This window comes from Chryseobacterium sp. CP-77, from assembly GCF_036362765.1.
In the GTDB taxonomy this organism is placed as follows: domain Bacteria; phylum Bacteroidota; class Bacteroidia; order Flavobacteriales; family Weeksellaceae; genus Chryseobacterium; species Chryseobacterium cupriresistens.
This window is the reverse complement of sequence record NZ_CP143637.1, coordinates 1-20,750: the sequence shown is the minus strand read 5'-3', so window position 1 is coordinate 20,750 and position 20,750 is coordinate 1. Positions and strand designations below refer to the sequence as shown.

Below are 20,750 nucleotides of genomic sequence, written 5' to 3'. Positions count from 1 at the left end.
TTATCTTTGCAGTCAAAACTTTACTATAAATGTCAAACAGAAAGATGATTACGGCAGCTTTGCCTTACGCAAACGGGCCGGTTCATATAGGACATTTGGCAGGTGTTTATATTCCTGCGGATGTTTACGCAAGATTTCAGAGAAGATTAGGAAAAGATGTAGCGTTTATCTGTGGTTCAGATGAGCACGGGATTCCTATCACCATAAGAGCTAAAAAAGAAGGAGTAACTCCTCAGGATATCGTGGACAAATATCACGAGATCATCAAAAAATCTTTTTCTGATCTGGGAATTTCATTTGATGAATATTCCAGAACAACATCTAAGAAGCATTATGAAACCAGCCAGGATTTCTTCAAGGTTTTATACGAAAAAGGAAAATTCACGGAAGAAGTTTCTGAGCAGTATTTTGATGAGCAGGCTGGAGAATTCCTTGCTGACCGTTATATTGTAGGAACATGTCCTAATTGTGGTAACGAAAACGCTTACGGAGACCAGTGTGAGAAATGTGGTTCTACCCTTTCTCCTTCTGAGCTGATCAACCCGAAATCAATGCTTAGCGGAAATGTTCCTATCCTTAAAGAAACCAAAAACTGGTATCTGCCATTAAATGAATATGAAGATTTCTTAAACGAATGGATCATTGAAGGCCACAAAGATGACTGGAAGCCTAACGTATACGGACAGGTTAAATCCTGGCTGAATGATGGCCTTAAGCCTCGTGCCATGACCAGAGACCTGAACTGGGGAGTTCCGGTTCCTCTTCCGAATGCAGAAGGAAAAGTATTGTACGTATGGTTTGATGCTCCTATCGGATATATCTCTTTCACCAAAGAATGGGCAGAGAAAAACGGAAAAGACTGGAAAGACTACTGGCAAAGTCCAGAAAGTGACCTTGTACATTTTATCGGAAAGGATAATATTGTATTCCACTGTATTATTTTCCCTTCGATGATGAAAGCGCACGGAGATTATATTATGCCGGCTAATGTTCCTGCTTTTGAATTCCTGAACCTTGAGAATGATAAGATCTCAACGTCAAGAAACTGGGCGGTATGGGCTCATGAATACGTGGAAGACTTCCCCGGACAGCAGGATGTGTTAAGATATGCTCTTCTTTCATCAGCACCGGAAACTAAGGATAATAACTTTACATGGAAGGATTTCCAGACTAAGAATAATTCTGAATTGGTAGGGATCTTCGGAAATTTTATCAATAGAGTTGCAGTTCTTATTCATAAATATTATGACGGTGTTGTTCCACAAGGCGATGTAAACAGCCCTGAACTGCAGGAAATAAGTAAATCTGCAAAAGAAATCTCAGGATTCCTTGAAAATTATGAGTTCAGAAATTCATTAACTGCATTAATGAACCTTGCGCGTTTTGGAAACCAGTATCTTCAGACGGAAGAGCCTTGGAAAACGATTAAAGATAATCCTGAAAAAGCGGCTCAATCTTTATTCGTTGGGGTGCAAATAGCTGTTGCTCTGGCTCAGTTATGCGAACCTTTCATGCCATTCAGTTCTGATAAGCTATTGAACATGTTCAATGTTGAGAAGAAAGACTGGAACTCTATTGAAAACCAATCTGTATTAATTGAGACAGGTCACAAAATCAATGAATCTTCCCTTCTTTTCTCAAAAATTGAAGACGATGTCATCGAAGCTCAGATCCAAAAACTGGAAAACACAAAACAAAACAATAAAAAAACAAACCCTAACGCAAACCCTATGAAAGAAGAGATCACGTTTGATGACTTTACTAAAATAGATCTTAGAACAGCAACCATTTTAGAAGCTGAAAAAGTAGAAAAAGCAGATAAATTACTAAAACTTACTGTAGATACAGGAGTAGATGTAAGAACTGTTGTTTCCGGGATTGCAGAAAGCTTCACTCCTGAAGAATTAATCGGGAAGCAGGTAATGATCCTTCTGAACCTTGCGCCAAGAAAAATCAGAGGAATTGAATCTCAGGGAATGTTATTATTAACAACAAAACCAGACGGAAAGTTATCTTTCGTTACACCGGACGACAGCAATGTTGAAAACGGTATTGAAATCGGATAATGACCATCTTTATAAGATCACAGGCTGTTTCTCTGGAAGCAGCCTTTCTTTTATCTACAGCTTATGGTTAACAAAAATGTTTTAAGAAAGCTTTCCAATCTGGAATTAGAAGGATATTTAAAAGAAGGCAACCGCTTTGTTCCGGAGGCCGTTCAGGCAGCTTTGGAAATTCTGGAAGAAAGAGGACGGGTTTTCAGCGAGCAGGAAAAAACGGCTGTTCAGCAGCTGATTCAGCGTAAAAAAGAGGAAGAGAAAGCAAAACATGCAGAAGAAGTAGAGGTCTGGAAAGATCATATTACAGAAGATCCGGATGCTATCAGGCTTTATTCACGAATGACTATTTTTGTCAGCAGTGTTCTTTTCAGTACGATTCCCGGAGCTATTTTACTATCTCTTAATTTAATAAAACTCAGAAAATACTTTCCTGCCTTTCTGACACTGGCATTTGGCGTGCTTTTTTTTATATTTCAGAAGTACGTTCTGTTTTCCCATTTTGATTTCGGTACAACTTCCCGATACAGTCCCGAAATTGGGGTCATTGCAGCAGGAGCTTTGGGTTTACTTGTCATCAGTGTTTTAGTAACTCCTCAAAAACTCCCTTACCGTGCAAAATCTTATGTATTTCCGGTAATTTTATGTGTTGTAACCGTTGTTATGATGTATTTCTATTTCCCGGAATGGTTTTCTTTTTATCCGCTGGCAACGGTTATCAATATATTCAGACAATAATTAAGAAGCTGATTCCCGCTATCCACTTTTACTCCTCGCTCCCGGCTGTCACCCTGAGCGTAGCCGAAGGGCCTCTTCTTTGCTGCGGGGTAACCGTTTCTATCGGGGCTAGGATAAGTACAAAAAAAGTCATTCCGGTGTACAGAATGACAATGTATGAATTCATGAGATTGCTTCGCTTTCAGCAATGACTTGTTATAAATTATTTTTTGGTCAGCTTTGCCAGATAAGAATCCTCATCTTTCAATACTCTTTCTATTTTGAAACCATTATTTGTGGCAGCATTTTTCAAGGTATTGAAATCAAGGTACAGCCAGGTAATCGGTTCTTCAGATTCGCCTTTATAATGAACCACATAATCCAGCTCGCCATAATATCCGCCTGCAGGAATGTATACTCCGCCATCTTTATCACGATCAAACATATACAGGATATCCGTGCTGTCGATCAGGATCTGCCCTTTATCACTAATTAAAGTATGCAGTTTCTGAAGATAGGTATCTATTTTTGCCAGGCTTTCAAAAACTCCCGTACCGTTCATTAACAGTAAAATCGTATCAAAAGTTTCTCCTGAAAAGTCAAGCATATTTTCGCAAACTGCCTTTTTAATCCCTCTCAGCTTACAAACCTCAACAGATTTTGGTGAAATATCCAAAGCGGTCACCTCAAGATTTCTTTCATTCTGAAGGTATAAAGAATGAGAACCTGCACCCGCTCCGATATCCAGAACTTTTCCGTTGGACAACTGCAGCGCTTTCTGCTCAATATCATTCATTTCTTCAAAATCTCTGAATAAATAATCCACCGGAAGTTCATCCAGCTCAGAAATTGACGTTTCAGTCTGCAGATCCTCCGGATTTTCATTGTGGTAATAATCCCAGATCGCTCTGCCCATTAAATCTTTCATAGTGCAAAGATAGGTCTTCGGGATGCAAAGTTCAAAGTTTGTGATTCAGGTTTTTGAGTTACGAGCTCTTATTGTTTTTCATTAAAGCGGTTGGGTGCCATTATTATAACGCAATAGATCGCAATTTTTTTTGAGATCGCGTACTCATTAAGTTCGCTAAGGCGTTTCACTCAGCAATGAAACAGTAAATATCTTAGCTAAATGAAATGCCTTAGCGAACGAAATTATTTTCAAGTAAGATTAAAAAACTTTGCGATCCCAGCATTAAAAGAATAAATTCAGGTTATCCTATTGACTCTTTCTCTTCATGTCTGTCCGCTTGAGATTCATTTTCTGCTACACCTGCTTTCCAGTAAGAATAGGCGTACAATTCCTGTGAAGTCCAGTTTTTCTCTTTTCTCAGATAGGTACGGATTTCTTTCACGCTTGAAAATTCACAGGCTACATAGCCAAACTTTGTTGATTCCGGAATTTCAATACTTTTTACGGCATTTGAAATTTCACTGCCGATTTGAGGCTGTGGATTGTGTAACCATTTAAAATCAATTTGAGCTTTGGTTTCAAGCAGCTGTTCGTCTTCTTTTCCATGAACTTCAATAATACAGGTTCCTTTTGCTGTTTCGGGAAGTGTTTCCAGAATAGCGCTGATCACCGGAATAGCCGTAGCATCACCGGCCAGCAGGTACCAATCTGCTGCAGGGTAGAGCTCTTTACCTTCCAGACGCATCATCACTCCCAGTTTGGAGCCTGCTTCAGCTTCTCTTACCCATCTGGAAGCAGGTCCGCCGTCTCCATGATCTACAAAATCGATGATCAGCTCATTTTTTTCCAGATCAATTCCTCTGTGGGTATAGGTTCTGATGGAAGGAGCCACATCTTTTGGCGGATACACCCACTGATGGTTTTCATCCAGCGTCGGAAAATGAATCTCATTGAGACCAGCCGGAGGAACTGCAATTTTATTATTATCACCCACCACAGTATTTTTGAATACCTGAACTTCCGGCGAGTAGAGGTACACTCTGATAAAATGGTCAGTAATGTATTCTTTTCTGGTGACTTCGGCAACAATCTGCCCTGTTGAAATTTTAGCCATAACTGATTTTTTAAATTAAAATCCGGTTTCCGATCAAGCTCAGAAACCGGATTTGAAATACAATATGTTTTCAGATCAGGGTATTTTAAATCCCGATCATTTTTTTAAAATTCAAAAGTGTAGGAAAGGTTGAATGTTCTCCCTCTGCCTTTATAATTAAACAGTTCCGGAAGTCCGTAAGTAGCATATAAAACCTGGGAACGCTTGCTCCAGATCGTCTGATAATCGGTATTAAACAGGTTCTGAATTCCTACGTTGAATTTTCCCCAGTTGAAACGGTATCCCATTATCAGATCTGAGGTATTGTAGCCCTCAACAACATTATTAAGCTCGTCTTTCTGCTTGAAATTCTGTAACGACTGGAATCTGAATGACCAGTTCTTAATATTATATCCGATATACGTCACCAATTTTGAAGGGGAAGCATTGTAAATCTCCTGTTTCTGCCATTCTCCCTCTTTATCTACCTCAGATTTGATCAAAAGTCCGCTGGCACCGAAATACACGCCATTGCTTAAAGAATAAGAAACCTCAGCTTCAATTCCCATATTTCTTAATTTCAAATCATTCACAAGAATCTGAAAGGTCTTTTTATCTACAGCAACCGTTTTATCAGAATTACTTAAAAATCCGGCAATCTGCGCTCTTAACCCCCCTCTGTTCACACGGTATCCTACTTCAAACTGATTGGTTTTGATGGCCTGCAGCGGCTGTTCTTTAACATTGATGCTGGATACAACATTCCAGTTTGTTCCTACCAATTTGTACTGCCCGATTCCATAAAACTTAGCAGGATCAGCTAAACTTGCTCCCTGGGAAAAAGTTCCCCAAACCTGATGCTGCTCATTAAATTTGTATAATAGCCCTGCATTAGCTAAGGTTACATTATAAGAACTTTCACCTCCCGGAATTGCAGATGCTGAGCTTCCATAGCCCATTGCAATTTGGGTCTGCTGTTCAGAACCTACAAAATCATCCATTTTTACGTTGATATGCTGATAACGGATTCCTGCATTCAATTGTAATTTCGGCAGAATATTATATTTTGCCTGAACATATCCTGCATAGCTCTGCGAATGATTAGTCGGATATCTTCCCAAGCTGTACTTTGTTTCATTCACTAAACCACCGCTGGACATTGTCTTTGCAATGTCATAAACAGATTGAGTTCCTTCAAATTTTTCAAAATCGAAATCTGCTCCATAGGTAACGTTCAGTCCTCTCCATGATTTTGACAATAAAGCTTTAATCCCGGAATAATAAGTATCCTGCTGAGAAGAAGACATATAAGGTATTTTTCCAGTCTGTAAGGTAACATTTCCCGGGAATGGGTAGAATCCTAACTTTTCACCTCGCGTAGCCAATTGCACATATAAATCCTGTCCGCCTAAAATTCCGTTTGCGTTATAAGCTACAGTTGCCATATAACGTTCTGTACCTACATTTTTATCAGATGAAAACCCATCTCTCATTTCGAGTAATGAAGCATTTTTTGTTGTAAATGCACTCAGATTTTCTCCTAAAAATAAGCTTCTGTCGCCATTAAATTTAGAATTGTAATACTGAACAGAGGCTGTTATTTTATGTTTATTGTTAAACTGATATCCTCCGGTAGCCAGGATATCAATAGACTGATTATACTGAAGGTCAGTCTGGGTAATATCGGTAAAAAGCTGTTTCTGATCTGCTCCATACACTCCACCATTCTGCTGATAAGCTACTCCCAGTCTTCCGAAGAACTTATCTCCTTTAGCCGCAATAGACTGAGCGGCACGGAAATCATGGTCATCTTTTCCCATAAAACCTGTACGTACGCCCAATTCTGTTTCTCCACTGATTCCTTTTTTGGAAGGTATTTTTGTAATTATATTGATAATCCCACCGGTAGCGTTACCTCCGTAAATTGAGCTTGCTCCTGAAAGCACTTCGATTCTTTCGATGTTAAAAGGATCAATGGCATCCAGCTGGCGGCTGATCGCACGGATACTGTTCAGAGAAACACCGTCTATCATCACCAAGGCAGAACGTCCTCTCATATTCTGACCATAATTGGTTCTTCCCTGTGGACCAATATCCATGGAAGGAATCAGAATCGACAACATTTCTTTGATAGGAACTCCGCTTTTCGCCTGTTCCTGAATCTTTTCTTTCTGTACTACCCAGACCGTTCCCGGAACTTCAGAGATTTTTGTAGGTTTTCTGGAGGCTACGATTACCACATCTTCAATACCTTTAGAGGCAATAGAATCTTTTACGGTCTGGGAAAGCATCAATCCCGAAACCAAAAGACCTATGAACGCGTACTGCTTTTTCATTCTTTCTATTCAACGTTTTATAATCTTGCAAAGATAATTCTTATTTAGAAAGAATAAAAATAATAAAATAGGAGATTTTTCTTTTTTTTATGGAAGGAGGAAGATGGAAGCTGGAAGTTATTGATGACCTGTAAATCAAGATAAGTTTTAAGAACCTCTTTTGGAATAAAAATGTTAAGTTAAAACAAATAGTTATAAATCGTCTTTTAGAACTTCCTTCTTCCAGTATCCAGCTTCCCTAGCAAAAACGTAAAATCCCAGCCCAACGAAGGACCAGGATTTTACTGGTAAAAACAAGGTTTCTTTTTATACTGCAGGTCCTGCAGCATCTTTTATTTCTTCTAATATTTTTTTTCTTTCGCGAAGTCTTCTTCTCGCTATGACCGATTTACCGCCAAGAACTCTTACAAATCTGAAATATTGGAATCGTTTTGCTCCGAAATGATGAGTCGCAACATAAATCAGTACTCCAAATCCGACTAAAATAATATATCCGAATATCTTCTTGGTGGCAATAATAATGGCATTAAGCTGAATGGCTTTCATATTGGCTGCTACATTCTGAGGAGTCACCGTCATTCCGTCCATATAAACGGCAAGATCTCCTATTGCCGTAACCTGAAAACGGTATTGAAACCAAGAGTACAGGGTCGAAAAGATTCCTACAGCGAGGAAAGTTCTCCAAACCAGAACAAGTCCGATAGCTGCCAGCATTTCATCCATTTCAAGCTTATCCAGCGTATAAAACCATACGGAGATAAACAATGAACACATTCCGTAGCCTTTTAAAAACATGGGCAGATACCAGTTGTCATAACTGAACTCCAGCACCATGGAAAAGTACATAATAATAGCATATCCAACCATAGCGGCAAAACCGGAAAAAATATACATTTTCAATGGCTTTTCTTTTTTAAACCAGAAAATAGCAAGAGCTCCGGCTAAGATAATTCCGGGGATCATCAGTAGACTCAGCCTGGTATTGGTCAATTGATCATATCCCAAAACTCCTACCGCAAACGTATTCTGAATAGAAGCTGTTCCCAGAAACATTCCCAGCCAGAAAAGCATGAACAAACCGTGCTGCACATTATTTTTTGTGAAAATTTTAAACGAAAGGTAGGGTCGTTTTAAAGTCAGCTGACGGATAGAAAGCAGTGCAAAGCTGACAAAAGCTGCAATACTTCCATAGATGATGTTCCTGGAGTTGAACCAGTCCTGCTGTCTTCCAAATGAATACACATAAGCCGAAAACATGAATGTTGAAATGAAAAGCAAAATACTCAGCCAGTCAATATAATGTAGCGGTACTTTTAATGCAAAATATTTGTCATGCATAAAAATCCAGTGTATCAATGCTAAAATAAAGCATAAAACTGCTGTGAGCAGATAGAACTGCTGCCAGTTGTAAAGAAGAGCAAACTCAGCGGCATAATAGGTTGCCACCTGGTTCATGACAAGAACGAAGGTATAGAAAGCTCCGTAAAATACTCCACGATTTCCGATCATAACCATTAATGGCAGAAACAGTTCTATGGTAACCATCATTTTCATAAAGCCAATCATTAAAGAAGTAAAAATAAAAATCATTGGCTGTAAAGTAGTCCCGTTCACATAGCTCAGCAACCCTAAAAGTACCAGAAGCAACACCATTTTGTCCCTTACTTTGAATCTCATTTTGATTCTCAGGACAACAGGCATGCAAGCTCCCATCCCAATGGTAGTGGCGTAATTGGCCCACATAAAATATTCTGTCATGGCGCCGGTACCACTTACCAGAGAACTGATATTTCCCGTATACACCCCGCCGATGGGCATTACCACGGCAAGCAGTAATACAATCAGCAGCAGCTGTACGGGCTTGGGTACCCAGTCGCTATATAATCCTTTGTTGTACATGATGAATTTAGAAGTTAGAGGTTAGAAACTAGAAGTTAGTAACTGAAGTTTTCAGCTTAACTTGTGTATTTTCTAATCTTTTAATCTTTCAATGATTAAATTTTTAAATTACTGGCCGATATTTACATTCATATTCATTCCGGCGCTCAGCTTATCCAGATCTTCTTTTTTGTTGGAAGCTGTAAACTCAATTCTTACAGGGATCCTCTGCTGTACTTTGATAAAGTTTCCGGTAGAATTGTCCGTAGGCACGCTTGAGTATCTTGATCCGGTAGCCGCTGAAACAGCAGTCACAATTCCTTCGAATTTTTTCCCTCCTAAAGCATCCGCTGTCATAGAAATTTTTTCTCCTACTTTGATATTCGGCATCTGGCTTTCCAGGAAGTTGGCAGTTACCCACTTCTGACCGTTCAGAACGATTGTTGCAACCTGCTGTCCTGGTTGGATCAGCTGACCTTCAGAAATTGTTCTTCTTCCCATTACTCCATCATAAGGCGCTGTAATAACAGTATATGAAAGATTGATCTTCGCCATGTCCAAAGCAGATTTTGTTCTTTTAATTTCAGCATCATTGATTCCCAATCTGCTTTTTACTTCAGCTGTAGAAAGGTTTGCAGATTGCTTTTGATTGACTAAGGTTTCATAAGCAGCCTTCTGAGCATCATATTCTGTCTTCACCTGATCATATTGTTGTCTCGTAACGGCTTCAGCTGCCAAAAGGTTTTTATATCGGTTTAGATTCTGTTCAGCATTCCACAATCTTGCTTTTGCGCCTGCGATATTGGACTGCATCACGTTGATATTGTTGGAAACCGTGTTCACAGAAGAGCTTGTAGCTGTTTTTTGAGCCATAGCATTCTGATAAGCGGCTTCAGCCTGTCCCAGTTGCGTAAGAATTTCACGGTCGTCAAGGATGACCAAAGTATCTCCTTTTTTTACACGCTGATGTTCAATAAACTTAATTTCTTTGATATAGGCAGAAACTCTGGTATTGATAGGATTGATGAATTCTTCTACCTGTGCCGCTTCCGTATAGGTTTTGCTTCCGATATGGAAATATTCGCGTATTAACCAGAATAATCCGAAACCGATCACCAGAAAAACGATGATATTGGATATAATGGCTCTGATTTTATTGGTTTTATTTTTCTTTTTCTTATTCTCTGCAGCAGATGCTGCCGGAGTAGATGTTGTATTTTGAGTGGTTTGTCCCTTGTTTTCCATTGTGTTGATTTTCAGTTTTAAATTAAAGTGTTCCTGTAGATTTCAAAAGGTTGTAATACTGATATAAAACATTGATTTCAGCATTGGCGTAATCAAGCTCCGCCTGCAGTTTCTGGTTCTGTGCATCAATCATTTCCGCCTGCACGGCCAGCTGATTCAGATATTTGGCTTCCGTAATCTTGTAGTTTTCTTCCGCCAGTCTTTTGGAATCATTCAGAATATCTGCCTGCTGAATCGCTTCCTGATATTTGGTATAGGCTGCATTCACTGCCATATCTACATTCTGCTGCACCAGAGTCATGGCATCATTTGCCTGATTCTTTTGCAATTCCCCTAATTTTACTTTTTCTTTTGTTTTATAGAGGGTATCGATGTTGTAGCTCAGAGAAACCCCAGTCTGCCAGCCCCCTGAATACATATCCAAAACAGGATTTCTCGTCGTGATCGGTCTTTGCAGCGTATATCCGCCAAATCCGGCCAGCGTAGGTGAATTGTCTGTTTTGATGATTTCAATATTCTTATCTGCTACCGCAATGTTTTTTTGAGCAGATTTCAGCAAAGGATTGCTTTCGTGTGCAAGATCTGTATAATACTCCATGCCAATTCCGGATTCTTTAGTCTCCAGACTTTCTGTAGGAACAATCTCCGTGTCAGAAGATAATCCTAAGGCAATATTCAGATTATAATTAAGGATTTTCTTATTATTCGTAAGGGTAAGAATTCCCTGGTCCAGGTTTTTGATAGCCAATTCTCCACGAATCACTTCGTTTCGGGTTACCATTCCCTGCTGATAGAACTTCTGGATATTTTTCAGACGTTCCAGAGCCAGTTTTTTGTTATTCTGAAATACTTCTTCCTGATTGATGATTTTATAGACATCCAGATAGTTGGAAATCACTAAAAATTTCACATCCTGTTTGTTTTTCTCTAAATCCAGTTCGGAAAGTTGTTCGCGAAGCCCTGCCATTTCGATGGACTTATTCACCAATCCTCCTTTGAAGATCAGCTGTGTTGCCTGTACCGCATACGAACTTCCGTAATGCGGCATCGGAACGTTTGTGGAATTCGAAAAATCTTTATCAATGGCTACTGCATCTCCTAAATAGAACTGGCTTGTAGAAGCCGTAATTGTGGGAAGTTTCTGAAGCTTAACCACATTGGTGTGCTGTTTTGCAATATCAATATTCTGTGCGGAGACTTTGAGTTGCTGGTGATTCTGAACAGCGAGTTCCGCCACCTCACCTGCGGTCATCTGTTTGATCTGTTGTGAAAAAAACAGCGCAGGAAAAGCTGCTATCAATACAGATAGTGCTGTTTTTATTTTCTTTGTCATTTTACCTTGTTTTACAGATGCAAAGTTAGGTCAGCAACAAAATCAATCAAATGTTTGATTTTTGGAAAAAGATGTTCAAATGTAAGATTTTAGTTTTCGAACTGATGTCTGTACTGTCTAGGGCTTACCTCAAGATGCTTCTTAAAAAAATGAGAAAATGAGTATTGATCACTGAATCCGAGAATAGCGGAAATCTCCGAAACCGGTTTATTGGAAGAGTTTAAGAGCACTTTCGCTTCATTAATGACAATTAAAGCAATGATCTGACTTGCAGATTTTCCCGTAATGGTCTTTACTACAGAAGAAAGATGTCTGGTTGTAATTGATTGTCGTTCGGCGTAGAACTCAACAGTTCTTTCAGTAAGGTGATGCTCTGCAAGATCGGTAAGAAAGACAAATACAATTTCTTCCTGTCTGGACATCTGGTTCATAGAGCTGTTATCCTCCTTGGAAATAATTCCTGCCATCTGATAGCAGAAAACAGAAAAAAGGTGCTCTACCATTTCCTTCTTATAAAGCATTTCGGTATCAGAATCCAGGATATATTTCAGGAAATTGACACTTTTCCATACGACTTCCATTTCATCCTCAGGAAAAGGAACTCCTTTATTCATCTGCTGTCTGAAATACCGATATGTTATCAGACGGTTGAATTTTAATGATAAGGCAGAAATAAATTCTCTTTTGTAAGAAACCATTCTCGACTGAAAATCATCAGTCACTCCCACCACTTCATAAATGGTTTGGGGATCGGTTACCATAAACATATTGGCAGAAACCTCCAGATCACTGAAGTGCTGGCGAAGTTTTATAGTTCCTGATTTAATAAATATAAATGCAGGATTTTCGGGACGAAACGGTTTACCTACAGCGATTCGCTCGAAAATATTATGTTCGGTAAAAATATCAACGCCAAATTTTTCCAGGGCAGACATAAGACAAATGTAAGCAATCTTACCAGTGATTACAAAATTTTATTATTTTAGCAGGAATCCAATTTCCCTTTAGTATGAGAAAGGTTGATCTATTATTTGCAGAATACAGTAAAAGCCATAGAAATCCGACCAACAAGTTCATTCACTGGATTTGTGTACCCTTAATTTTCTGGACGATTCTGGGGTTTGCCTCCCTGATTCCTTCCCCTCATTTCTGCGCTTCCTATTTCGGATGTGCCAGTATCGTAAGCCTTATTGTGATTATTCTGATCACCCTGTTCTATATAAGGCTGTCTTTATTGATCGCTCTCATAATGATCGTGATTATGCTTATCATGGAACATTTCATTTATCTCACCAATATTAGTTTCGGAAGACAATCATGGATGGTTTACCTTTCTGTGTTTATCATCACATGGATTTTTCAGTTTATCGGGCATAAAATTGAAGGAAAAAAGCCTACTTTCCTTAAAGATCTCCAGTTTCTTCTGATAGGACCCATATGGCTTTTAGGCTTTGTTCTTAAAAAGACAGGAATCAGATATTAATCTTCCAGCGCATATACCGCAAAACTGGCCAGCCAGTGGTCTCCTCCATAATTTCCCTGAAAAAGTAATGGTAATCCATTATTGAGAAATACATCTGCTGTTTTCTTAAAATCTTTTTTCAGGGGATGATTAGCCGGAAGTGCGTTTGAAATTCCTTTCATACACCATGCTTTAGAAAAAGATAGTCCTACAAGGTGAACAGTTTGGTAATCGCTCAGATCACTTACTACAGGAATTTTTTCAACATTTTCCAGACTTCTTTTTTCATAGAAAGCATTCAGCCACTGTACAAATTCTTTTTGAGGAAGCACTCTTCGCATCAGGTCTGCAATTTCAAGACTTGGCGAAAAGAAATCGGATCCGTCCGGTTCCAGATAAGCAGGTGTTTTCTGTTCTTTCAAGAAAAAGTATTTTGCCTTTTCCGTCAACTGGCTTTCAAACTCCTTATCTTTATTGGCTCTTGCCCAGTCGATGGCAAAAGACATGGCAAATGCCGTGTTAGGATGAACTCCGGTTCTGTTAGGATACGTTTGCTTTGGAAGATAAGTTTTCCATGATTTCAGGATCTGATCTGTCAGCGGTTTCAGATTTTGGTGCCATATTTTAGCTTTCGGATGATCCCAGGTTGTGAGTTCTTCATCCAGCTTTAAGATCCACGCCCAGCCATAGGTTCTTTCAAAAGTTCCTGTCAGCTGATATTTTGTAAAGTAATCTGCTTCTGTCTGAAGTTTTTCTTTTTGAAATGATTCATCCAGAATTTTTTCAATCTCTTTGGCATTGGAGAGATTGGGTTTCGTTTTCAAAAGTCTCGTCAGCATCCAATGCCCGTGAACAGAGCTATGCCAGTCGAAACATCCATAAAAACTAGGGTGAAGATCTTTTGGAGTTAAAGAAACTTCGCCTGCGTTATTAATGATATGGGCAGTTTTATTAGGATACTCCTGGTTGATACAGTGAAGAGGTTTATCGGATAATTTCATCGCCATTTCGTCTGTAAGTTTCGGAGCTTCCTGGGCATACATCAGAAATGGAGAAAATGCTAATGCTAAAAGACTTTTTTTCATGAATTAAAAATAGAAATAATTTAGCAGTCTCAGCAATTTTCAGATCGGTTTTACAGCGAATTATTTTTAAATTTTAATCAATCTTACCCATCATCAGTTTTGTGCACACTTTTTGATCATACTCATAAAAACTAACTAACTTATGAAGAAAATTATTTTCCTGTTATCAGGTCTTATTCTGATCAACTGCAGCAAATCAGGCGGCGAAAAACATGAAGCGAAAGCCGACCTGATGGAAGTTATAACTGAAGATAGAGCACCTTCTCCTGCAGCGGCGCCTCCTCCTCCACCACTTCCTATCTCTGAAAAGGTAGTTTCTGATGAAAATGGCACCAACAAGGACGTTTATACCCCTAAAAAAACAGATACGATCTCCAAAAAAATCATCAAAAACGGAGATATGAAAATTCAGGTGGGTGATATTAAAAAGACACAGAGCCAGGTGAATGAAATCATCAGAAAAAACAATGCTTATATCCAGCAAGAGGAGTTTCAAAATACGGATATGGATGATAATCTTAGTCTGATCATTCGTGTGCCGCATAAAAACTTTGATGCTCTGATCAATTCTTTTTCAGATGGCGTTGGAACCGTTTTGTCTAAAAACATTTCATCCAATGACGTTACTGAAGAATATACTGATGTAGCGATAAAGCTGGCCAACAAAAAGATATATCTTGAAAAATACCGTGATATGCTTAAAAGTGCTGCTACCACAAAAGATATGCTGGAGATCCAGGAAAATATCCGTGAACTGGAAGATGAGATTGATGTGGCCGAAGGCAGACTTCGTTTTATTGATGACCGGGTGAATTACAGTACTCTGAATTTGAATTTATACAAAGAAAAAGTGAGAAGTTCCGCCACTTCAAAAATAGGTTTTGGGAGCCGTTTTGTAGATTCGGTAACAGAAGGCTGGAACAGTTTTATAAGCTTTATGCTTGGAATCATTTCTCTGTGGCCTTTCTTTTTGCTTATTCCTGTTATTATTTTTATTTGGAGAAAATGGAGATCAAAGAAAAAGGATTAAAATTAACTTATTAAAAATCCGGGCATCTTCGATGCCCGGATTTTCATTGCATTATCTACAATTTAACTATTAAAATATTCTTTTACTGTTTCGAGGACCTTTTCATCTGCCATTTTCTGTGAGGTTCCCAATGTAATTTTCAAATCTCTGAACTGAGCCGTATCATGAAGGAAGTGCTTAAGCTCCTCCTGTGTTACACCCGGTCCTGTAATATACACTTCCTGAGAATTGGTCAGCAACTTTTCAATTTCTTTAAAAAACTTGTTTCTGTTGGTAATTTCAGCGTTATTTCCTGCATTCTCACTGGAGTTTCCGTGCTGTATCTCTGCTTTCACCGGTTTGCAAAGGATGAATTCAGAAACATTTTGTGTATCGTGATTCCTGGCTACAATGGCTTTTTCTGTATCAATCCAGATTCCTGCTAATTTTTTATCAGACATAATCATATAATTTTAAGTGATGAATACTAAAAAACAAGAATAATGCAATAGTCTTGTTAAGGGCTGTTAAATATTTTTATAATTCTGCCAAAAAAACCATCCACAAAATATGGACGGCTTTTTTGATATTTCAGATCGTCTTTGTTATTTTCTGATGGTTTTAGTACTATTTTTTCCGTCCTTATAAAAGATTTTCACAAAATAGATTCCGGATTGAAGACGGCTGATGTTCATACTGTTTTTATCGGGATTCATAAAAGTCATGATCTGAAGTCCGTGAGGGGTAATGACATCTACCCTGCTTATTTGAGCATAATAAGTTTCCGGTGCAAAATTGATCATATGTTCGGATACAATTACTGAAAGATCATTTTCTTTATTGGTAAGAGCTGATGTCTGACAGTTCTGTCCTTCATTGCAGTCGCTTACAATTTTCCAGACAGTATTATTTCCTGGTGTTTCCCCCGGATTTGCGTACCATTTGTTCTCCCAGATTTTGCAGGCGTGGAAAACCTTTGTTCCTGCTGCTGGATATGTTTTTGCAGGATTATATTCCTGTGCGCCACAATAGGTAACCGCACCGCCTGATTCACAGCCTGTCCCTTCAGTACATGTACTTATTTCCTCCCATACCATATTGATTCCAGGCATTTCTCCCGGATTTGCGTACCATTTGTTTTTCCAGATTTTACAGGAGTAAAAAACTTTCGTTCCGGCTGCAGGATAAGCATTGGCAGCATTATACTGCTCTGCTCCACAGTAGGTCTGGCCATTTCCTGATGTAATTTTTTTTGTTCTGACTTTTAATTCATTACTTACATCAGAAAGCTGATCGTTCATTGCAACAGATTTTACCGTATAAGTATATTCTGTGTCCTGTGCCAATCCGGTTCGTAAAAAGCTTGTTTGTACAGTCTCTCCTACTTTAATTCCATTCTCAAATACTTGGTAATTTTTGATTCCCTGCGAATGGGTGGAAGCTGTCCACATTAATGAAACAGAGTTTTCAGTAACGGCCATTGAATGCAGGTTGGAGGGTGCTGTAGGCTTTTCAAGAGTGCCTTCACTGTTTGTTTTTACATTGAGTGGTGCACTTTTCGCTGAAGTAAGCCCTGAAGATCCCTTCGCCTGAATTTCATAGGTATATGTCGTATTGGCTGTTAAACCAGTATCCTGGAATGTAGCCGTAGTTACCTGCTGAATGTTTTGTCCGTTGCGGAAAACGTTATAGGATACCGCGTCAGACTGTGCATTCCAGCTTATTTTGGCAGAAGTGCTTGTTATTCCTACCTGTGCTAAGCCTGTCGGGGTGGCAGGTGCAGAAACTCCTGTTCCGGAGGTTACGTTAACATCAATTACATTATAAAATGCATTGGTGGTATCTGCTACATCCCAGACCGCTAAAATAATATGATAGCCGCTACGGTTTGCAGGAACGGTAATCTGATGAGAAACATTATCCTGCGGAGGTGTCCCATTATGTGCAACAGTTCCAATAAGCTCAAGATCCTGACGGGAAAGTGGTTGATTGGGATTCCAGCCCTGCTTTGTGATATAATAATGCCATTTTGCTGTCGCATGATATGCCGAGTATTTCCAGATAAAGCCATTCACACCAGTGGAAATATTGGTTTTCTTCCAACGATCGGCAGTCTGAATGTCCAGTGTAGTGTCTCCACCAATGCTTCCATTAGCAGAGGCAATCTTTCCATCTGCAGGACCCGCCGCAGGAAACCCTTTTGGGGCTTCAAGAGATCCAGGTTCATTAATAACAGATCCATAGATACTAAATGCAGCAGAATAACCTAGTGCAGCCTTATCAAGGCTACCCTGATATCCTCTGGAGGCAGGACTCAATACATATCCGTGCGCAGACAGATGAATTAAAGATGGTACCAGCATCGCCAGCATCAGCAATAGCGCAAAAAAAAATTTACTTGTCTTCATAACTAAATATTTTGGTGTTATTGATCAATCTTCCGTAAAACTATTTTCTGAAACCCTTTTCCTCGATATAACTAAAGAAATGGAAAAGAAAACAGCTTTAATTCATCAAATGATTTGAATTGTAGAATTTTTAATAAAAAAAACAAATTAAACTAAATGAATTAGTCAATATTTGATATTAAAACATAAAATTACAATTCATAACATCTTATCCTTAACATATAATTACAAAATGTTAAAACATAAATATACAAAAAAATATATAATTAATCACACTTTATTGAAATATTTTTCATGGGAATTGGTTGGTAACAGAAGGTGGAGAGAAAATGGAAATATAAAATGATGTCAGTTATATAATTTGTAAGCAGTACTGAAAACTATTTAATAAAAAAGCTGAGAGAATTGATCATTCTCTCAGCAGTAGATTATATTCACAAAGAATCCGAGTTATTTCCCAAGTACGAAGACTGCAGGAATTTTATGAAGTTCCGGTTTTTGTTTCTGCCAGTCTTTTATGGTTTTTGTTTTGATGAATTCGTGTTCCGGATCGTTGATATTAGCTGCAATACAAAGCTTTGTATTCGGTGACAAAAACTTACACAAATCTTCAAACAGCTGGTTATTCCGGTAAGGTGTTTCCATGAAAATCTGAGAATATCCTGTTTTCTGTACAAGACTTTCCAGGTTCATGATCTGTTTCTTTTTCTCCCCTTTATCAATGGGAAGATAGCCGTGGAAAGTAAACTCCTGTCCATTAAAACCACTGGAAATCAAAGCAAGAATAATAGATGAAGGCCCCGAAATCGGGATCACTCTGATGTTTTTCTCATGACACCATTTCACCATCAGATTTCCCGGATCTGCAATACATGGTAATCCTGCTTCTGACAGCAATCCGAAGTCCTGCCCTTTCAGCATCAGCTGCTGAGCTTCCTTAATATCTGCATTTTCCGTGTATTTATCTAACAAAAACAACTTCAGATCAGACTGCTTTTTTTCAGGAGCAAAAAATTTCACAACCTTTCGGGCAGTTTTCTCATTTTCCACAAAGAAATAATCTGTCTGCATGATATAATCCTTCACAACAGGTGAAAAGTGGTTGATAGAAGTATTTTCTGATAAGTAAGCAGGGAGTAAAAAAAGCATTGTATTATTTTTTAGTTCTTTTTAAGTGAAGGTGTTGGAAATATTCTGCATATTCATGCTCATTATTTTGATAATTGATTTTTAATAGCTTCACAACCTTCATCCAAAAGCTGGAAAACCTTTTCAAAATCGTTCATATCACCCCAATAAGGATCCGGCACTTCAGCATTTTTGTGATCTCCCAATACCTCTAAAAACAAGGATACTTTCTGACGTTCTTCTTCATTTTTAGTTTTAGAAACAACATCTCCGAGTACATCAACATCCATACAGTAGATTTTATCAAAGGTTTCAAAATCTTTCCTGGTGATAGGTCTTGATCTTTGCTGCGATATATCAATATGATGATTAGCTGCAGTTTTAATGGCTCTTTTATCCGGATGCTCGCCTTCATGCATTGAAATAGTTCCGGCAGAATCTACCCAATAATGATCCGGTAGTTTCGTTTTCATAATTCCTTCCGCCAATGGACTTCTGCATATATTTCCCAGACAAACCATTAAAATTTTCATATTCTGTTTTTTTTAAAAAAAGTCTTTTGTTACGACAAAACTAAATAAAAAATGAAGAATAAAACTATCCTTCATTTTAATTTATGTAAGCTCAACCTTATTTATTGTTTGATTCTTTCAGTAAGGTCTTTTACGTATTTCTTGATTTCTTTATCAATTTTTGAAACGTCTTTGATCGTATCACAAGCATACATTACTGTAGAGTGATCTTTTCCTCCCATTTCCTCACCAATTTTGGTAAATGTAGAATTGGTAAACTCTTTGGAGAAGTACATTGCAAGCTGTCTTGGTAATGCAATCTCTCTTTTTCTTGTTTTTGAAAGCAGCTGCTCCTTTTTGATTCCAAAATAATCACAAACCACTTCCTGAATATAAGGAATATTGATCACCTTCTTCTGGTTCGCTGCAATTCTGTTGATGGTTTCTTTAAGCAACTCAAGACTAAGGTCTCTCTTATATACTGTAGAGTATGCAATCACAGAGTTGATAACCCCGATAAGCTCTCTTACATTTGTTTTGGCTTCAGCAGCAAGGAAGTCAAGCATATCGCCAGGAAGAACAATTCCGTCTCTGCTTAGCTTATCTTCAATGATCTGTCTTCTTGTAGATAGATCCGGAGATTTGATTTCTGCAGAAAGTCCCCATTTGAAGCGGGAAACAATTCTGTCCTGGATATCCATAATATCTGCAGGCGCTTTATCTGAAGTAAGGATGATCTGTTTTCCGTTCTGATGCAGGTGATCAAAAATATGGAAGAAACTGTCCTGTGTCGCCGATTTTCCGGATAGGAACTGAATATCATCAATAATCAGTACATCTACCATTTGATAGAAATTCGCAAACTCAGTCTGCTTATGAGCCTTAGCCGCAGAGATAAACTGTTGGATAAACTTTTCAGAAGACAGATAAAGAACTACTTTATCAGGAAACTGATTTTTTACTTCAAGACCAACGGCCTGTCCCAGGTGGGTTTTTCCAACTCCATAACCTCCATATAGGAATAACGGGTTGAAAGCTGTTGCTCCAGGTCTTTTGGCAATGGATCTGGCTACAGTGGCTGCAAATTTATTGCTTTCTCCTTCTACATAACTATCAAACGAATAGTCAGGCTTCAGGTTAGAATCTATATTTACTTTTCTAATTCCAGGAACGACAAACGGGTTTACAATATTAGCAGAAAAACCTTGCGGCATGGTTTCCTGTGTTTTCGGAGTAGGAACGCTTTGTCCCTTGATGTTCATGGTAACAGGTTTTTCTTCACCTTTTGGTCTGTTTTCCATCACAGAATACCATAATTTCACTCCTTTTCCAATATTTTTCTTCAGGGCAGCAGAAAGTAAGGACAGGTAATTGTCCTCTATATATTCCTTGTAGAAATCACTCGGCACGATCAGCGTAAGGTTGTTGGCCACCAATGAAAGCGGCTGAACCTTATCGAATAGCATATCGAAAGATTTTTCAAGTTTTTTAAGGTCAGAATTGTCTTCAGCAGCGTTCAGGTTATCACGCATAAACTGAAGGCATTTCTGCCATATCATCATTAAATTGTCATCCAT

At 38.5% G+C, this 20,750-nt stretch carries 17 protein-coding genes; 4 read left to right on the top strand and 13 right to left on the bottom strand.

All coding sequences use genetic code 11. The features are described 5' to 3' along the window. Nucleotides 1-29 precede the first annotated feature (29 nt). Together metG and V0410_RS00080 are read left to right on the top strand one after the other, a co-directional pair. On the top strand, nt 30-2,066 hold the full coding sequence (metG, locus tag V0410_RS00085) for a methionine--tRNA ligase (RefSeq protein WP_330745791.1): 2,037 nt from the start codon (nt 30-32) through the stop codon (nt 2,064-2,066). Between the two features lie 63 nt (nt 2,067-2,129). Further along, nucleotides 2,130-2,795 carry a hypothetical protein gene (locus V0410_RS00080; RefSeq protein ID WP_330745790.1) on the top strand — a complete coding sequence of 222 codons (666 nt, stop codon included), beginning with the start codon at nt 2,130-2,132 and terminating at the stop codon, nt 2,793-2,795. A 202-nt stretch (nt 2,796-2,997) separates the two neighbouring features. On the opposite strand, the gene V0410_RS00075 is transcribed toward V0410_RS00080, so the two are convergent. From V0410_RS00075 to V0410_RS00045, 7 genes are all read right to left on the bottom strand, one after another. Continuing rightward, complete coding sequence (locus tag V0410_RS00075; protein WP_330745789.1) at nt 2,998-3,702, bottom strand: class I SAM-dependent methyltransferase; 705 nt, start codon at nt 3,700-3,702, stop codon at nt 2,998-3,000. A 283-nt stretch (nt 3,703-3,985) separates the two neighbouring features. Beyond that, nucleotides 3,986-4,798, bottom strand: a complete 813-nt coding sequence (locus V0410_RS00070; protein WP_330745788.1) for a siderophore-interacting protein — start codon at nt 4,796-4,798, stop codon at nt 3,986-3,988. Nucleotides 4,799-4,902: 104 nt separating this feature from the next. Beyond that, nucleotides 4,903-7,113, bottom strand: coding sequence for a TonB-dependent receptor (locus V0410_RS00065; protein WP_330745787.1), 2,211 nt, complete (start codon nt 7,111-7,113; stop codon nt 4,903-4,905). Nucleotides 7,114-7,419: 306 nt separating this feature from the next. After that, nucleotides 7,420-9,012, bottom strand: coding sequence for an MFS transporter (locus V0410_RS00060; RefSeq protein ID WP_330745786.1), 1,593 nt, complete (start codon nt 9,010-9,012; stop codon nt 7,420-7,422). Nucleotides 9,013-9,120: 108 nt separating this feature from the next. Continuing rightward, the gene (locus V0410_RS00055) at nt 9,121-10,236 is read right to left on the bottom strand and encodes an HlyD family secretion protein (RefSeq protein WP_330745785.1); all 1,116 of its coding nucleotides are present in this window, start codon (nt 10,234-10,236) and stop codon (nt 9,121-9,123) included. A 22-nt stretch (nt 10,237-10,258) separates the two neighbouring features. Then, complete coding sequence (locus V0410_RS00050; RefSeq protein ID WP_330745784.1) at nt 10,259-11,569, bottom strand: TolC family protein; 1,311 nt, start codon at nt 11,567-11,569, stop codon at nt 10,259-10,261. An 89-nt stretch (nt 11,570-11,658) separates the two neighbouring features. Beyond that, nucleotides 11,659-12,504 carry a helix-turn-helix domain-containing protein gene (locus tag V0410_RS00045; RefSeq protein ID WP_330745783.1) on the bottom strand — a complete coding sequence of 282 codons (846 nt, stop codon included), beginning with the start codon at nt 12,502-12,504 and terminating at the stop codon, nt 11,659-11,661. A 74-nt stretch (nt 12,505-12,578) separates the two neighbouring features. Here V0410_RS00045 and V0410_RS00040 point away from each other — a divergent pair, with 74 nt between their 5' ends. Further along, nucleotides 12,579-13,052, top strand: coding sequence for an Mpo1 family 2-hydroxy fatty acid dioxygenase (locus V0410_RS00040; RefSeq protein WP_330745782.1), 474 nt, complete (start codon nt 12,579-12,581; stop codon nt 13,050-13,052). Here V0410_RS00040 and V0410_RS00035 read toward each other — a convergent pair. After that, entirely contained in the window at nt 13,049-14,116 is a 1,068-nt protein-coding gene (locus V0410_RS00035) for a DUF2891 domain-containing protein (protein WP_330745781.1), read from the bottom strand. The genes V0410_RS00040 and V0410_RS00035 overlap by 4 nt on opposite strands. 142 nt (nt 14,117-14,258) lie before the next feature. Between V0410_RS00035 and V0410_RS00030 the strand changes: the two genes are divergently transcribed. Continuing rightward, nucleotides 14,259-15,146: a DUF4349 domain-containing protein gene (locus V0410_RS00030; protein ID WP_330745780.1), complete on the top strand. Its 888-nt coding sequence runs from the start codon at nt 14,259-14,261 to the stop codon at nt 15,144-15,146. Nucleotides 15,147-15,208: 62 nt separating this feature from the next. On the opposite strand, the gene V0410_RS00025 is transcribed toward V0410_RS00030, so the two are convergent. The 5 genes from V0410_RS00025 to dnaA form a co-directional block, all read right to left on the bottom strand. Beyond that, nucleotides 15,209-15,586 (bottom strand): hypothetical protein, encoded by a 378-nt coding sequence (locus V0410_RS00025; RefSeq protein WP_330745779.1) that lies wholly within the window; start codon nt 15,584-15,586, stop codon nt 15,209-15,211. Between the two features lie 144 nt (nt 15,587-15,730). After that, the gene (locus V0410_RS00020; protein ID WP_330745778.1) at nt 15,731-17,533 is read right to left on the bottom strand and encodes a lytic polysaccharide monooxygenase; all 1,803 of its coding nucleotides are present in this window, start codon (nt 17,531-17,533) and stop codon (nt 15,731-15,733) included. Between the two features lie 450 nt (nt 17,534-17,983). Next, a complete protein-coding gene (locus V0410_RS00015; protein WP_330745777.1) occupies nt 17,984-18,682 on the bottom strand; it encodes an SAM-dependent methyltransferase in 699 nt (232 codons plus the stop codon). Between the two features lie 62 nt (nt 18,683-18,744). Then, nucleotides 18,745-19,194: a low molecular weight protein-tyrosine-phosphatase gene (locus V0410_RS00010; protein WP_330745776.1), complete on the bottom strand. Its 450-nt coding sequence runs from the start codon at nt 19,192-19,194 to the stop codon at nt 18,745-18,747. A 101-nt stretch (nt 19,195-19,295) separates the two neighbouring features. Beyond that, nucleotides 19,296-20,750 carry a chromosomal replication initiator protein DnaA gene (gene dnaA, locus V0410_RS00005; protein ID WP_002980474.1) on the bottom strand — a complete coding sequence of 485 codons (1,455 nt, stop codon included), beginning with the start codon at nt 20,748-20,750 and terminating at the stop codon, nt 19,296-19,298.

Coding starts and splice junctions, on each gene's coding strand:
- metG (WP_330745791.1), top strand. CDS start 30: ATGTCAAACAGAAAGATGATTACGGCAGCTTTGCCTTACGCAAACGGG.
- V0410_RS00040 (WP_330745782.1), top strand. CDS start 12,579: ATGAGAAAGGTTGATCTATTATTTGCAGAATACAGTAAAAGCCATAGA.
- V0410_RS00065 (WP_330745787.1), bottom strand. CDS start 7,113: ATGAAAAAGCAGTACGCGTTCATAGGTCTTTTGGTTTCGGGATTGATG.
- V0410_RS00050 (WP_330745784.1), bottom strand. CDS start 11,569: ATGACAAAGAAAATAAAAACAGCACTATCTGTATTGATAGCAGCTTTT.
- V0410_RS00035 (WP_330745781.1), bottom strand. CDS start 14,116: ATGAAAAAAAGTCTTTTAGCATTAGCATTTTCTCCATTTCTGATGTAT.
- V0410_RS00080 (WP_330745790.1), top strand. CDS start 2,130: ATGGTTAACAAAAATGTTTTAAGAAAGCTTTCCAATCTGGAATTAGAA.
- V0410_RS00020 (WP_330745778.1), bottom strand. CDS start 17,533: ATGAAGACAAGTAAATTTTTTTTTGCGCTATTGCTGATGCTGGCGATG.
- V0410_RS00025 (WP_330745779.1), bottom strand. CDS start 15,586: ATGTCTGATAAAAAATTAGCAGGAATCTGGATTGATACAGAAAAAGCC.
- V0410_RS00015 (WP_330745777.1), bottom strand. CDS start 18,682: ATGCTTTTTTTACTCCCTGCTTACTTATCAGAAAATACTTCTATCAAC.
- V0410_RS00060 (WP_330745786.1), bottom strand. CDS start 9,012: ATGTACAACAAAGGATTATATAGCGACTGGGTACCCAAGCCCGTACAG.
- V0410_RS00030 (WP_330745780.1), top strand. CDS start 14,259: ATGAAGAAAATTATTTTCCTGTTATCAGGTCTTATTCTGATCAACTGC.
- V0410_RS00070 (WP_330745788.1), bottom strand. CDS start 4,798: ATGGCTAAAATTTCAACAGGGCAGATTGTTGCCGAAGTCACCAGAAAA.
- V0410_RS00075 (WP_330745789.1), bottom strand. CDS start 3,702: ATGAAAGATTTAATGGGCAGAGCGATCTGGGATTATTACCACAATGAA.
- V0410_RS00055 (WP_330745785.1), bottom strand. CDS start 10,236: ATGGAAAACAAGGGACAAACCACTCAAAATACAACATCTACTCCGGCA.
- dnaA (WP_002980474.1), bottom strand. CDS start 20,750: ATGGATGACAATTTAATGATGATATGGCAGAAATGCCTTCAGTTTATG.
- V0410_RS00045 (WP_330745783.1), bottom strand. CDS start 12,504: ATGTCTGCCCTGGAAAAATTTGGCGTTGATATTTTTACCGAACATAAT.
- V0410_RS00010 (WP_330745776.1), bottom strand. CDS start 19,194: ATGAAAATTTTAATGGTTTGTCTGGGAAATATATGCAGAAGTCCATTG.